The organism is Pseudomonas sp., assembly GCF_036404235.1.
Lineage (GTDB): Bacteria > Pseudomonadota > Gammaproteobacteria > Pseudomonadales > Pseudomonadaceae > Aquipseudomonas.
Window position 1 is genome coordinate 1 of sequence record NZ_DASWOT010000104.1, and the last position, 13,637, is coordinate 13,637.

13 protein-coding genes are annotated in these 13,637 nt (G+C 57.4%); 2 read left to right on the plus strand and 11 right to left on the minus strand.

The window, feature by feature from the left end; genetic code table 11:
* Positions 1 to 171 precede the first annotated feature (171 nt).
* The 6 genes from VGC62_RS12965 to VGC62_RS12990 form a co-directional block, all read right to left on the minus strand.
* Positions 172 to 1,338 (minus strand): ABC transporter ATP-binding protein, encoded by a 1,167-nt coding sequence (locus VGC62_RS12965; RefSeq protein ID WP_331187494.1) that lies wholly within the window; start codon positions 1,336 to 1,338, stop codon positions 172 to 174.
* Positions 1,339 to 1,349: 11 nt separating this feature from the next.
* Positions 1,350 to 2,003, minus strand: coding sequence for an ABC transporter permease (locus tag VGC62_RS12970; RefSeq protein WP_331187482.1), 654 nt, complete (start codon positions 2,001 to 2,003; stop codon positions 1,350 to 1,352).
* A complete protein-coding gene (locus VGC62_RS12975; protein WP_331187483.1) occupies positions 2,000 to 2,950 on the minus strand; it encodes a glycine betaine ABC transporter substrate-binding protein in 951 nt (316 codons plus the stop codon). Before VGC62_RS12975 ends, VGC62_RS12970 begins: the two co-directional genes overlap by 4 nt.
* Before the next feature lie 39 nt (positions 2,951 to 2,989).
* Entirely contained in the window at positions 2,990 to 3,703 is a 714-nt protein-coding gene (locus VGC62_RS12980) for an ABC transporter permease (RefSeq protein ID WP_331187484.1), read from the minus strand.
* A 377-nt stretch (positions 3,704 to 4,080) separates the two neighbouring features.
* Positions 4,081 to 4,950 (minus strand): alpha/beta hydrolase, encoded by an 870-nt coding sequence (locus VGC62_RS12985; RefSeq protein ID WP_331187485.1) that lies wholly within the window; start codon positions 4,948 to 4,950, stop codon positions 4,081 to 4,083.
* Between the two features lies 1 nt (position 4,951).
* Complete coding sequence (locus VGC62_RS12990) at positions 4,952 to 5,632, minus strand: hypothetical protein (protein ID WP_331187486.1); 681 nt, start codon at positions 5,630 to 5,632, stop codon at positions 4,952 to 4,954.
* A gap of 299 nt (positions 5,633 to 5,931) precedes the next feature.
* Between VGC62_RS12990 and VGC62_RS12995 the strand changes: the two genes are divergently transcribed.
* The gene (locus VGC62_RS12995) at positions 5,932 to 7,521 is read left to right on the plus strand and encodes a peptide chain release factor 3 (protein ID WP_331187487.1); all 1,590 of its coding nucleotides are present in this window, start codon (positions 5,932 to 5,934) and stop codon (positions 7,519 to 7,521) included.
* A gap of 237 nt (positions 7,522 to 7,758) precedes the next feature.
* Here VGC62_RS12995 and ggt read toward each other — a convergent pair whose 3' ends face one another.
* From ggt to VGC62_RS13015, 4 genes are all read right to left on the minus strand, one after another.
* Complete coding sequence (gene ggt, locus VGC62_RS13000; RefSeq protein WP_331187488.1) at positions 7,759 to 9,426, minus strand: gamma-glutamyltransferase; 1,668 nt, start codon at positions 9,424 to 9,426, stop codon at positions 7,759 to 7,761.
* 163 nt (positions 9,427 to 9,589) lie between these two features.
* A complete protein-coding gene (locus tag VGC62_RS13005) occupies positions 9,590 to 10,483 on the minus strand; it encodes an NAD-dependent epimerase/dehydratase family protein (RefSeq protein WP_331187489.1) in 894 nt (297 codons plus the stop codon).
* Positions 10,484 to 10,620: 137 nt separating this feature from the next.
* A complete protein-coding gene (locus VGC62_RS13010) occupies positions 10,621 to 11,517 on the minus strand; it encodes a LysR family transcriptional regulator (protein ID WP_331187490.1) in 897 nt (298 codons plus the stop codon).
* A gap of 62 nt (positions 11,518 to 11,579) precedes the next feature.
* Entirely contained in the window at positions 11,580 to 12,164 is a 585-nt protein-coding gene (locus tag VGC62_RS13015) for an NAD(P)H-dependent oxidoreductase (protein WP_331187491.1), read from the minus strand.
* 206 nt (positions 12,165 to 12,370) lie between these two features.
* Here VGC62_RS13015 and VGC62_RS13020 point away from each other — a divergent pair, with 206 nt between their 5' ends.
* A complete protein-coding gene (locus VGC62_RS13020) occupies positions 12,371 to 12,685 on the plus strand; it encodes a putative quinol monooxygenase (protein WP_331187492.1) in 315 nt (104 codons plus the stop codon).
* 10 nt (positions 12,686 to 12,695) lie between these two features.
* On the opposite strand, the gene VGC62_RS13025 is transcribed toward VGC62_RS13020, so the two are convergent.
* A complete protein-coding gene (locus VGC62_RS13025; RefSeq protein ID WP_331187493.1) occupies positions 12,696 to 13,460 on the minus strand; it encodes a sulfite exporter TauE/SafE family protein in 765 nt (254 codons plus the stop codon).
* Positions 13,461 to 13,637: the final 177 nt, after the last annotated feature.

Genomic DNA, 13,637 nt, shown 5'->3' on the forward strand with positions numbered 1-13,637 from the left:
CGACACCCTTGCCTCTGGCTAACACTTCCCCTTGCCGGGTGTGTAGAGGACTTTCACCTCCGAGTCACCAGCGTGGCTACCACAGCCAAGCTGGTTGCGCTTACGCGCAACGCGCCATGCCTGGCGCACGAAAAAAAGCCCAGAACACGGAGTGCCTGGGCTTTACTCGTATTAACCTGCCGCCTGCTCCGCCACTTCAGCTGGCGAAACGATGTTGGTCTTCATCCCGCGCGATTGGCCCGAACTCAAATAGGCCGCAATCGACTCCTGCGTCACTTCCCCCAGGAAGACGTTTTCAGCGTCCAGCACCGGCAGCCATGAGCGGTTGAACTCGTACATGCGCGACAACAGGATGCGCAGGTGTTCGTCATAGGCGGCAGTGGCGTTGAACGGCTGCAGGTATTGAGCGCAGGTGCCCGTCTGGCGATGCAGGTCGCGGCGGCGTACGTAGCCCATGGCTTTGTTTTCGGCGTCGGTGACGACTACGTAGCGGCGGTCGTTTTCGTCCATGATTTCCAGTGCATCGGCCACTGGCGTTTCAGGGCTGACGGACGGCGCATTGTCGGCGGCGTCTTCGGCTTTGACCAACAACAGGCGTTTGAGCGTACTGTCCTGGCCGACGAAGCTGCTGACGAATTCGTCTGCCGGATGCGCCAGCAAGGTATCCGGGTGATCGATCTGCACCAGTTTGCCTGCGCGGAAGATTGCGATTTTGTCGCCCAGTTTGATGGCTTCGTCGATGTCGTGGCTGACCATGATCACGGTCTTGTTCAGCGCACGCTGCATTTCGAAGAACTCGTTCTGAATCATTTCGCGATTGATCGGATCGACCGCGCCGAACGGCTCGTCCATCAGCAGCAGCGGTGCGTCAGCCGCCAGTGCGCGGATCACGCCGATGCGCTGTTGTTGACCGCCCGACAGTTCGCGCGGGTAGCGATTCAAATACTGCTTGGGTTCGAGCTTGATCATGCTCATCAACTCACGCGCACGGTCATGGCACTTCTGCTTATCCCAACCCAGCAGGCGCGGGACAATGGTGATGTTCTCTTCGATGGTCATGTTGGGGAACAAGCCGATCTGCTGGATCACGTAACCGATGCCACGACGCAACGACACTTCGTCCATGCCGGTGGTGTCTTCACCGTTGATCAACACCTTGCCGGAAGTCGGCATGATCAGGCGGTTGATCATTTTCAGCGTGGTGCTCTTGCCGCAACCCGAGGGGCCGAGGAATACGCAAATCTCGCCTTCGTTGACAGCCAGGCTGACCGAATCCACGGCTTTGACTTCTTTGCCGTTGGTGTGGAAGGTCTTGGTGAGGTTCTGCAATTCAATCATGTGCTTGGCGATCATTTGAGGAGTCCTTTTGGGGTCAGCGAGCGTTGCAGCCATTGCAGGAACAGGTCGGCAATAATCGCCAGGACACTGACCAGCACGGCGCCGACGATCAACATCGACATGTCGCTGCGGCTGATGGATGCGAGGATGAGCACGCCAAGACCACCGGCACCGATGGTGGCGGCGATGGTCATGACGCCAATGTTCATGACCACGGCAGTGCGCACACCGGCCAGGATCACCGGCACGGCGATGGGCAGTTCGACCATGCGCAAGCGCTGGCCGAAGGTCATGCCGATGCCTCTGGCGGCTTCGCGAATACCGGGGTCGACGCCGGTCAGTGCCAGGTAGGTGTTGCGCAGGATCGGCAGCAGTGAGTAAAGGAACACAGCCGTGATCGCTGGCAGTGGACCCAGACCCTGCCCGAACTTGGAATAGAACGGCAGCAACAGGCCAAACAATGCAATCGACGGGATGGTCAACAACACCGTGGCACTGGCTTGCAAAGGCCCGGCAAGCGACGGAAAGCGCGTCATCAGCACGCCCAATGGCACGCCAACGACAATCGCCAGCGACACGGCAACGCCTACTAGGGTGATGTGCTGCAGGGTCAGGTGAAACACCTGATTCCAGTCGATGTGGGAGAAAGTGCTGAAGAAATTCATGGTTTCTCCTCGGGTTTGATCGGCCCATCGTCAACGCTGGGATTGATCGGGTGCTTACTCAGGAAGTCCGCGGCCACGGCGGTCGGGCTTTCGTGATCGACATCGATCCGAGCGTTCAAGTCGCGCATAGTCTGGTCGTCCAGCAGATCGGCCAAGGGCTTGAGTTGCGTAGCCAACTGCGGGTGTTTGTCCAGATACTCTCGGCGAATCACCGGGGCTGCGGTGTAATCCGGGAAGTAATGTTTGTCGTCTTGCAGCACTTTGAGTTTGAACGCGTTGAGACGACCGTCAGTGGTGTAAACCAGGCCGGCAAATACCTGCCCGTTGCGCAATGCGGTGTAGACCAATCCGGCATCCATCTGGCGGGTGTTTTCACGGTTCAGGTTCATGCCGTAATGCTTGACCATGCCGACCAGCCCGTCGGAGCGGTTGGCGAACTCGGTGTCGAGCGCAACGATATGCCCCTCCTTCACCTCATCCTTGAGCACCTGCGTCAGGTCGGACATGGTGTTGATTTGCGGGTATTGCCCCGCGACTTCTTCTGGCAACGCCAGGGCGTAGGTGTTGTTGAACTTCGACGGTGAAAGCCAGACCAGGCCCTTCTTCGCATCGAGTTCTTTCACGCGCTGATAGGTCTGCTCGCTGTCGAGTTTTTCATCGATGTGGTTGTAGGCCACCAGCGACACTCCGGTGTACTCCCAGAGCATGTCCAACTGACCGGACTCCTGCGCACTGCGTGCCAGGTTACTGCCCAGCCCGCCCGTGATCTGGACTTGATAGCCCTTGTCCCGCAGGTATTGCGCGGTGAGTTCGGCGAGCATGGTATGCTCGGTAAACACGCGGGCACCAATACGCAACAGGGGTCGTTCGGGCGCGGTGTCCGCAGCCTGGACAAATCCAGACAGCAGCAGGCCAGCGCCCACTATTAATGTGCATAACGTCTTCATTGGTATTCCTTTCTCAGCGAGGCTACTCAGCGGGGCTATTCACAGGGGCAAGCCGCGCTCCAGCCAAATACGGCTGGCGAGAGTCACCGCGCCATCGAGCAGCAGCGCGAGCAACGCCGTACATGCCGCGCCCAGCAGCAATTGCGGCTGATTGTTCAGCGCGATACCGGGGAAGATCAGGCTGCCAAGGCTATTGGCACCGATCAGAAACGCCAGCGGCGCGGTACCAACGTTGATCGCAAGCGCCACGCGCACGCCGCCAATGATGATCGGCACGGCATTGGGCAACTCGACACGAAACAGCACCTGACGCGGGGTCATGCCGATACCGGTGGCAGCTTCCTTGAGTGAGCTCTGAACGTTTTTCAGGCCTTCGTAAGTGTTGCGCACAATGGGCAACAACGAAGCGAGGAATAGCGCGAAGATGGCTGGGCCGCTGCCAATGCCAAGAATCCCCAGGGCAATGGCCAACACAGCGAGAGGTGGGACGGTGTTTCCGATGTTGAAGATCTGCATGAAGCGTTCGGCGTGGCCAACCATATTCGGTCGGCTCAAGGCAATGCCAGCCGGGATACCGACCACCAGCGCCGCGAGCATCGAGGCCAACACCAACATCAAATGCGCTTGAAGGTAAAACAGCAGATCGTCTTGATACTGCTTAAAGGTACTAACGCCGATCCATTGGACCAGCAGGGCCAGGAGCACGATGGTTATCGCGCCTCCCAATAGCCCCTTGCCATAGCGATTTGCCACGGGCGGACTCCTTATTTCAGTCGGCGAACGCGTCGCGCCTGACTGACCCTGTCGGGTCGCCGTGCGAACGTTCGCGAAGAGCAGCGGGTGGGTCGCCGGTAAGGGCGATTACACAAGCCATGAGCGCAGCTTCGTCAAGCCAACATGCTGATTTAACAGCCCTCGACGCTTGCTGTTACGAGGGAATGGACGTCTCCACGACCGCAAAGGTTCCCATGCGAGACAGCATCTGACCACCCTTTATCGACTGAACGGTTAGGTTAATGCCTTCGTGTGAGGGGAATCCGCAAGGGCTAAAAGTGTTATCTGGGACCTCGCATTGCCACTCAGCGCAGCAAGGCTAAAAGCGTGTGGATAGACCCGCTAGCATCTTATTTTCAGCGATCCAGAGTGTTCCTGAAGTGGGTCGATACAAAACCTGCCGACCAACCGGGCTTTGACGCCGGTACATCGGTGCTGATGCCAGGCAGCGTTATGGGCGGCAGGCGCTTGGGCGGATCGCCGCCCAAATAGTTACCATGCCCATAACCCCAAGCCCCGGGGATCTGCCAGGCCGAGTCGAGATTGTCTGGACGGGGCCTTTGCGGCCCATAGCGCCCCAGCGCCCCCCGCCAATAGGGATGGCCCTGCGTGATGATCCCTGCTAACGGATTGCCCAATGGAAACGCAACTTCCAGCACCCGATCACTCAACGATGCCAATACCGAAACATCTTTAAGCCGCGTCGTGACCTTCTTCTTATATTCCTGACTCAGGCAATCATCGTTGATGGCTCCCGCCATCAGGATCGCCTGAATCACATTAAGGTTCGGGTCTATTCTTTTTATGGTTTCCAGGACCATCCGTGCGCCCAGGCTATGGGAAACGAATGACAAACTGGCAGCTTCATTGAAATACCTGTTCAAAAAAGGTGCCAGCAATAGAGCGCTGGTAATTGCCTCTTGATCCTCAAAGGGATAATCCAACACTGGCATCCAGCGGGAGTCTCCCGGCCAAAGAATGCCGATAAACACGGCATTGGGCCCCAGCGTGAGCAACGACTCCCATTTAGAAAGGCTGGCCACCCCATCAAGCCGATTGACGTTAAAGCCATGGGTGCCCAACAGCACATCCCGTCCTTGCACCTGCTCTAGAAATCCACGCAAGTCGGTACAACGCCCAGCCCCCTGGCGCAGCACTACTTCTGATGAGGTAACGCCACCAACGCTGCTTGCTCGTAGATCAAGAAACCAAGTCATAGTGCGCATCCTACTTGCGGAAAGTCTCGGCCGCCCTGACACCCGCAGCCAGTGCGCTGGCCAGGTCTTTGGCGATGGGGGCAACCGGGGTAGCAGCCAGTCCTATCAGCACAGCCGGGGCCAGATGGTCGAAAGATCCATAGAGCGAATAAGACCCGATGATCGCCAGTGCGACCGCGACAATCACCGACAACCCCTTGGCACTGTTCCGATAAATCTGGTCGGCACGCTCGTAGCCTTGGTCGAGAACAGCGGTCAGGATCAAGTCGAAGCGGGCCCACGCATCGCTTTCAGGGAGATTGAGGGGAACCCCCCTCACGATCTTGCCAGCGATATGCGTAAGACTTTCACTGTCTACGTTGGTCGCGGTAGCGTATTGACGGGCCGTTGCGGCATTGAGCCGCAGTTTGAGCAACGATTTGGCGATGGCTTTTTGTCCGCCCAGATCGGTGCCATTCAGCCAGTTGGCCTTCAGCGTCAACAGCAGCTGACTCAAGCCAAGAGGCGATGTTTTATCGTTCTGTTCCTCATGGCTGAAAAACAGGGTGACGACCTGTTCTATCCGCGAGAAGCCACTGTTGGAGATCCCGCCACCCAAAGCTTTAGTTGCATCGACCAATGCGAATGATGCTGTGCCCAGCCCGGCTGCCGCCGCCACGCATTGGGAAAATGTATCGACTAATGTAGCCATCGCCTGCTCGCTCCGCGTTGATGCCTGAACGGCGGCACCTTCACGACAGATGCATCAGGGATTTCTGATTGATTAGCGTTTTGATACTAGATCAAGATCAAAGCCCCCACAAATTGCCGTCCGGCCGCGAATCGTCCACCGCACCACGCGTCCCTTGCTCTATCGCTCGCCTCACTCGACCGGGCAATCACGGTTGTCGTTTGTTACAATGCGCGGTTCTCTGAGTTGGCCTTTGCAATCGGCCAAAGGTACTTTTTTAACTGTGTGCGTACCCGCGAACACAATCGAGATTTAAAACGATGTCCGATAGCAAAATTGTCAACGAAGTCAAAACCAGACGCACGTTCGCCATCATTTCCCACCCGGATGCGGGCAAGACCACCATCACCGAAAAACTGCTGCTGATGGGCAAGGCCATTTCCATTGCCGGTACGGTGAAATCCCGTAAATCCGATCGCCATGCCACCTCTGACTGGATGGAGATGGAGAAACAACGGGGTATTTCCATCACCACGTCGGTCATGCAGTTCCCCTACCGCGAACACATGATCAACCTGCTCGACACACCGGGCCACGAAGACTTCTCCGAAGACACCTACCGCACCCTGACTGCCGTCGACTCGGCGCTGATGGTTCTGGACGGCGGTAAGGGTGTTGAGCCACGGACCATCGCGCTGATGGATGTTTGTCGTCTGCGCGACACGCCAATCGTGAGTTTCATCAACAAGCTCGACCGCGATATTCGCGACCCCATCGAGTTGCTGGACGAGATTGAAGCGGTCCTGAAAATCAAAGCCGCGCCGATCACCTGGCCAATTGGCTGCTACCGCGACTTCAAGGGCGTCTATCACCTGGCTGACGACTACATCATTGTCTACACCGCTGGCCACGGTCATGAGCGCACCGACGTCAAGATCATCCAGAAGCTGGACTCTGACGAAGCGCGCGATCACCTGGGTGACGAGTACAACCGCTTCGTCGATCAACTTGAACTGGTACAGGGTGCCTGCCATGAGTTCAATCAGCAGGAATTCCTCGACGGTAAACTGACCCCGGTATTCTTCGGCACCGCGCTCGGTAACTTTGGTGTCGATCACGTCCTCGATGCCGTTGTGGACTGGGCTCCGCTACCGTTGGCGCGGGTTGCCAACGAGCGCACGGTCGAGCCAACTGAAGAAAAATTCTCCGGCTTCGTGTTCAAGATCCAGGCGAACATGGACCCTAAACACCGCGACCGTATTGCCTTCATGCGCATCTGCTCGGGCAAGTACGACAAGGGTATGAAAATGCGCCATGTGCGCACTGGCAAGGACGTGCGCATCGGTGACGCACTGACGTTCTTCTCATCCGAGCGTGAACAGCTCGAGGAAGCCTACGCCGGCGACATCATTGGCCTACACAACCACGGCACGATTCAGATCGGTGACACCTTCACTGAGGGCGAAACCCTGAGCTTTACCGGGATTCCGCACTTTGCGCCGGAGCTGTTCCGTCGCGTGCGCCTGAAAGACCCGCTCAAGTCCAAGCAACTGCGTCAGGGCCTGCAACAGCTGGCCGAAGAGGGCGCGACGCAAGTGTTCTTCCCGCAACGCAGCAACGACATCATCCTGGGTGCCGTCGGTGTGCTGCAGTTCGACGTGGTCGCCAGCCGCCTGAAGGAAGAATACAAAGTCGAGTGCGCTTATGAGCCAATCACGGTTTGGTCAGCGCGCTGGATCGAGTGCTCGGACAAGAAGAAGCTTGAGGAATTCGAAAACAAGGCTGTGGAAAACCTGGCATTGGATGGCGGCGGTCACTTGACCTATCTGGCGCCTACCCGCGTGAACCTGGCGCTGATGGAAGAGCGCTGGCCTGACGTGAAATTCCGCGCAACGCGCGAGCATCACTAAGGCCTGGCAATGAAGATTCGCGGCCAGACTTGGAAATCCCTCGTCGCGCAGCAAACCCAGGCCCCGTAGGCACCGGGCTTGCCCCGCACCTCCATGTAGGAGCCGGGCTTGTCCCGCGACCGGCGGGGAACCCGTCGTAAACCTGCGCACGCAGTGTGACTGGCGGCCCCCGCGCACCGGGTTTACTGCCGCTGCGCTACAGGGATTTTGCGTCGTCAGTTAAATCTGCATCGACGCTCACTTCACCACTATTCCCACACCTCGAGACCGCGGGTCGGACGCGGTCTCGACTTTGCTGCCATCGATCTTGATCGCCTGCACATTGCCCATCGACCAACCTTGATCTTTCAATGTATAGCCCATGGCCTTCAGTTCGTCCGCTACGGGGGCAGCCAAGGGTGCAAACTTCTCCGTGTAGATCGTGTCTTTGGGCAGCAGTTGATGATGCACGCGCCCTGCCGCCACGGCATCTTTAAGCGGCATGTGAAAGTCGTAAAGGTTGTTCAGCACCTGAAACACCGTGGTGAAAATCCGCGAGCCTCCGGGCGTCCCCAACACCAGCGTTACCTGGCCGTCCCGCGTTACCAGACTCGGGCTCATGGAAGACAACATACGCTTGCCCGGCTCGATGGCATTGGCCTCCCCGCCCACCACGCCGAACGCATTCGCCACACCTGGCTTGGCGCTGAAGTCATCCATCTCGTCGTTCATCAGAAACCCCGCGCCCTTGACCACCACGCCACTGCCGTAGTCCCAGTTCAACGTGTAGGTGTTGCTGACCGCGTTGCCTTTGGCATCGACGATGGAGAAATGCGTGGTCTGATGCGACTCAAGCCCCGGCCGGATGTTTTCGGTGGGTGAGATTGCCGTCGGGTTGACCTCATGGGCGCGTTTGACGAGGTAGGCGTGGTCGGTCAACTGGTCGACGGGCGCTTGGGAAAATGTCGGATCGCCCAGATAGTTAGCGCGGTCGGCGAACACGCGCTTCTCGATTTCAGCCAGCAAATGAACGTAACGCGCAGAGTTCAGCGGCACGCCTTTGAAGTCATCCGCCAGTTGCTCCTTCATGCCAATCAATTGCGCCAACGCCACGCCGCCCGAACTGGGCAATGGCGCGGTGTAGAGCGTATTGCCCTGCCAATTGACGTGCAGCGGCTTACGCCACTGGGCCTGGTAATCCTGCAGGTCCTGCTTGGTGATCAGCCCATTATCGTGCTGCATCTGCGCAACCAACAGGTCGGCGGTCTGGCCTTGGTAAAACTCATTGGCACCTTTGTCAGCAATGCGCTCCAGGGTTTTGGCCAGCTCAGGTTGACGAAACAGTTCGCCGGTTTTCATGCGGCCAAAGTATTCGCCGAAGTTGGTTTTACCGCTGAGCTGCTTGATCGTTTCGGCGCTATACAAATATTGCTTATCGGCCACTTTGAAGCCGTTTTTCGCATAACCAATGGCAGGCGTCAGCAACTCAGACCACGGCAATTTGCCGAATTTTTGATGCGCTTCCCACATACCCATCACGGTGCCAGGCACGCCGGAGGCGCGGGCGCCCACCAAGCTCATGTCCTCGATGACCTCGCCTTTTTCGTCCAGATACATGTCACGCGTTGCCGCTTTGGGTGCAGTTTCGCGGTAGTCGAGGAAGTAAGGTCTGCCGTTCATGAACAGGGTCATGAAGCCGCCGCCGCCAATATTCCCAGCTTCCGGATAGGTCACAGCGAGGGTAAAGGCAGTGGCGACAGCCGCGTCGACGGCGTTGCCGCCCTTCTTGAGGATTTGTGCGGCGACGTCTGCGCCGTACTGGTCGGGCGAGGCCACGGCCCCACCTTCCAGGACGACCGCGAATACCGGTGAGCTGACGGCAAAAACCACCGACAGCGCGAGGGTCTTGAACATAACGGCTCGCATAAGGCTTCCTTATTGGCGTGGTGTGACAGCATCGTACGCGCGTGCTGTACGACAGCTGTCTGAAGGCTGAAGAAGACGCGATCATTAATGATGAAACTGTCCCCAAACGCAAACGGCCACCCGAATAGGGTGGCCGTTTGCGTTCTGCTGGAATGCCCAAGCGTTACAGCATGTCGCTGCGAATCCAGTCGATCACCGATGTGCGTTTCGGCACCCAGCCCAGCAGCTCGCGGGCATTTTTGCCGCGTACTCGGCTATTGGAACCCAGCCCGTAATTGGCCGTTTCATAGCCCCACTCGGCTTCGGCGTCTTTCAATGGCCAATCTTCAGATTTGCCCAGGCCCAGCGCTTGCGCCATGGCGTTGGTCATGTCGAGGAACGACGCTTCGCCGCTTTCAACGAAGTAGAAGGTGCCGGCTGGATTTTTTTCCAGCGCCAGCGCGTACAGCTCGACAACGTCGTCGATGAATACATTGGACCAAACGTTTTCGCCAGGACCGACATGACGGACGATGCCACTCTTGCGTGCCTGCTTGAGCAAACGGGGCAGTTGAACGCTGTCGCGATGCACGCCCAGACTATGGCCGTAGATCAGCGAGTTACAGATGACTGCCGAACGTACGCCGTCTTTCGCCGACGCGATCACCAGATCATCAATGGCCACACGAGCCGCCTTGTCCGGCGTTGCTGCCGGTAACTGCCCTTCGTAGAACACCTGACCACCGCCTTTACCGCCGCTGGCGTCGCCAACGATGCTCGAACCGCTGGTGTGCAATAAAGGTTTATTCGAACCTTTCAGGCCTTCGATCAACGCGAGAACTGCGCCGCGATGGTCACTGCTGGCCGCGTTGATGACACCCTCGGATTTACGCGCCTGCTCGGTCAGCAACTCGCTGTTTTCCAGCGTACCGATCACAGGAACAATGCCCAGGCTTTTCATTTCTTCGGCTTGCTCGGCGCTACGGATGAGACCAGTAACGTGGTGACCGCGTTGCACAAGGCCAGTCGCGATGGAGCCACCGATAAAACCTGCGGCTCCGGTGATGAAGATGTTCATGGGCTAACTCCCAACGTTGGTAAATGATGGGTTGAGTATCGGCCTGCGATTACTCTCTAAAAAGACAGGCCGGGCCAAATGACTATTGCCTCAAGATCATGAGTATCAGCGTGCAGGCGCTCCGACGCACGCGGTTACTACGCCGCATACCCCGCCAGTTTCTTCTGGATGAAATCCAGAAAACACTGAATCCTCAACGCCAGTTGCGAATTGCGGTAGTACACGGCGTGGATCGGTTGACGATAGCCGCTGTTGGCCTCGGACAGCAGTACACTCAAGCGCCCGGCGCGAATATCTTCGTGAGTCATGAAGTGCGAGAGGCAAACGATGCCCTCCCCCGCCAACGCCAACTGTCGTAGCGTTTCGCCGCTCGATGCCGACAGCGTTGGCTGAACGAACAGACGATCACCGTCGGCATGCCGCAATGGCCAGTGATTGAGGGTTTCGGTCTGGGTGAAACCGAGCAACGAATGCTCAACCAGCGCTTGGACGGTCTTCGGCGTGCCGTGTTTTTTCAAGTAATCGGGACTGGCCAGAATATTCAGCGCACTGGTCCCCAGCGAGCGCGCATGCAGCGTCGAATCCGCCAAGACACCGATGCGAATCGCGACGTCGGTGCTTTGCTCCAGCAGGTCGATGATCAGGTCATTGCTGTTCAATTCCAGCTGGATGTCCGGATACAGTGCTCGGAACTCCGACACGTACGGCACGATGGAGTGCAGCATGAAGGGCGACGCCGCGTTGATCCGCAAGCGACCGGCCGGAGTCTGCTGCCGCAGGGAAAGGCGCTCTTCCAGGTCCTCCATTTGGCAGAGGATCTGTTTGGCACGCTCAAGGAAAAACTTGCCCTCTTCGGTCAGGTCCATGCGCCGAGTGGTGCGGTTGATCAGCGTGGTTTCAAGCTTGGCCTCTAACCGTGACAACGTGCGGCTGATGGCCGATGGGGTTTGCCCCGCTTGTTCGGCGGCGGCGGAAATAGAGCCGCTTTCTATCACCGAAACGAACACCTGCAATTCATCGGATCTGGCTTTCACTGTTGTCCTCCGCTCAAAACTGGCATGGATACTAGCCTTGTTCTGAGCAAAGACCAGACGTTTCAGACGCCGAAGACCGCAGCCAAATGAGCTTTGTAGCGCTTAACGTCGTTCTCGATGTTCGGCACTTTCATGACGTCCACGGCCAGGAAGGTCGGTAAGCCCGTCATGCCCAAGAACTGATTGGCCTTGTGGAACGCAAAGTAAACGGCGTCCACACCCTTGGCTTCGAAAAAGTCTGTGGGGTCGTCGAAGGCTTGCTGGGGCGCATTCCAGGTGGCGGAAATCATGTATTGCTTACCTTGCAACAGACCGCCGCTGCCGTACTTCTGCGAACTGTCGGAGCGCGTACGACCATCGTTGGCGTACAAACTGCCATAACCTTCGGTGAAGACCTCGTCGATGTACTTTTTCACCGTCCAGGGCGCGCCCATCCACCAACCAGGCATTTGCCAGACGATCACGTCAGCCCACAAAAATTTTTGCACTTCTTCGGCCACGTCATATCCGCCGTCGATGAAGGTTTCCTTCACGTCGAATCCAGCGTGATCCATGAACGCCACGGCAGCTTCTTGCAGCGTTGCGTTGTATCGGCCATGGGAATGGGCGAATTGTTTGCCGCCGTTCAAAAACAGTATTTTTTTCATCTCAAGCCTCGTCGAGTTCAACCACGAGCCGCCCTATATCAGAGGCTCGGTTGATGTCAGTCATTGGAATAGCTGGCATGGTACTTATGCGCCATCAGATGAATAAGCCGCAGTGACACAAAATACATTTTCCTAAAAAACACGAATAGATAACTTATTGTTGACTTAGCATTGTCGAACTTTCATGTCCCGACGAGATTTTTACAATGCCCGCATTGCACGGTTTCATTCTTCATGCGCACACCAAACCGGAAAAATCTGACGAGTTCGAAACGTTTTTCAGCGCCCACGTGGCGGCCAGTCGCCTGGAAGCCGGCTGCATTGAGTACCACATGCTGCGCGACCAACAAGACCCAACGCTGTTTACCTTTTACGAGGTCTGGCAAACGACCGGACACTTGAACGTGCATTCGGCGCTGCCGCACATGGCGGGATTCTTCGAGAAGCGTATGGAGTTCCTGACACGGGATTTCGATATCCGCCGTGTTGACATGCTCAGCCCGTCATCAGCCGTCAGATAACACCAGTGGATCAGCCTGCTATCAACAGATGCAGGCCCAACAGTGCCATGCCGACGAAGAACACCCGCTTGAAGAGCAATGCGCTGAGTCGCTGCCGCAGCCATTGACCGAAGATCATGCCCAGCAACGCCGGAATCAATGCAACCACCGAGGCAGTCATCTCGCCACCGCCCAATTGGCCACTCCAGAACAGCCCCGCGCCGAGTGCCAGCGTTGAAACGGTGAACGACATGCCCAACGCTTGCACCAGCTCGTTGCGATCCAGCCCTAGCCCCTGGATGTAGGGCACGGCGGGGATCACGAAAACACCCGTCACCGAGGTGATAATCCCGGTAATGAACCCGCACAGCGGCCCCAGCCAACGCTCGGCCTGTGGCGCAACCGTGAATGTGGGCAGGAACAGCCCACACATCGCATAGACGAACAGCACCCCACCCAACACCAGGCCCATGGATTTGCCGCTGCCCATGCCCAACAACCATGAGCCCAGCGCAGTGCCGACAAAAATCATCAGCAGCAACAGCCACAGGCGCTTAAGCAACCCGCGTAAATGACCGCCCGCGGCCAGTTGCCAGAGGTTGGTGAACATTGAAGGAATGATCAGCAACACAGCAGCCTGCGTCGGCAACATAGCCAGGCCCAACATGCCCATGGCAACGGTGGGCAACCCCATGCCGATCATGCCCTTCACTGTCCCTGCCAGCAGGAATGCAACCAGCACCAGTGCTGACAAGCTCCAGCCGATATGTTGATAGAGCGCGAATAATGTATTCATGAGGCGACTTTGCCTACATCCGCTCGGGTTGAAAATCTGCCATATACTGAGCAAGCCTCAGCCTGAGACAGAGTCTAACCACTACAGCCGTTGTAGAAGCACGCTTGCTCGCGAGACGGTTGGCACTTCACAGGCCGTTTCGCGAACTACTTCGCTCCTACCGACAACCCAGGGCCA

Excerpts from the sequence above, each read along its gene's own strand:
- VGC62_RS12965 (WP_331187494.1), bottom strand. The coding sequence starts at position 1,338 with ATGATTGAATTGCAGAACCTCACCAAGACCTTCCACACCAACGGCAAA.
- VGC62_RS12970 (WP_331187482.1), bottom strand. The coding sequence starts at position 2,003 with ATGAATTTCTTCAGCACTTTCTCCCACATCGACTGGAATCAGGTGTTT.
- VGC62_RS12975 (WP_331187483.1), bottom strand. The coding sequence starts at position 2,950 with ATGAAGACGTTATGCACATTAATAGTGGGCGCTGGCCTGCTGCTGTCT.
- VGC62_RS12985 (WP_331187485.1), bottom strand. The coding sequence starts at position 4,950 with ATGCGCACTATGACTTGGTTTCTTGATCTACGAGCAAGCAGCGTTGGT.
- VGC62_RS12990 (WP_331187486.1), bottom strand. The coding sequence starts at position 5,632 with ATGGCTACATTAGTCGATACATTTTCCCAATGCGTGGCGGCGGCAGCC.
- VGC62_RS12995 (WP_331187487.1), top strand. The coding sequence starts at position 5,932 with ATGTCCGATAGCAAAATTGTCAACGAAGTCAAAACCAGACGCACGTTC.
- ggt (WP_331187488.1), bottom strand. The coding sequence starts at position 9,426 with ATGCGAGCCGTTATGTTCAAGACCCTCGCGCTGTCGGTGGTTTTTGCC.
- VGC62_RS13005 (WP_331187489.1), bottom strand. The coding sequence starts at position 10,483 with ATGAACATCTTCATCACCGGAGCCGCAGGTTTTATCGGTGGCTCCATC.
- VGC62_RS13015 (WP_331187491.1), bottom strand. The coding sequence starts at position 12,164 with ATGAAAAAAATACTGTTTTTGAACGGCGGCAAACAATTCGCCCATTCC.
- VGC62_RS13020 (WP_331187492.1), top strand. The coding sequence starts at position 12,371 with ATGCCCGCATTGCACGGTTTCATTCTTCATGCGCACACCAAACCGGAA.
- VGC62_RS13025 (WP_331187493.1), bottom strand. The coding sequence starts at position 13,460 with ATGAATACATTATTCGCGCTCTATCAACATATCGGCTGGAGCTTGTCA.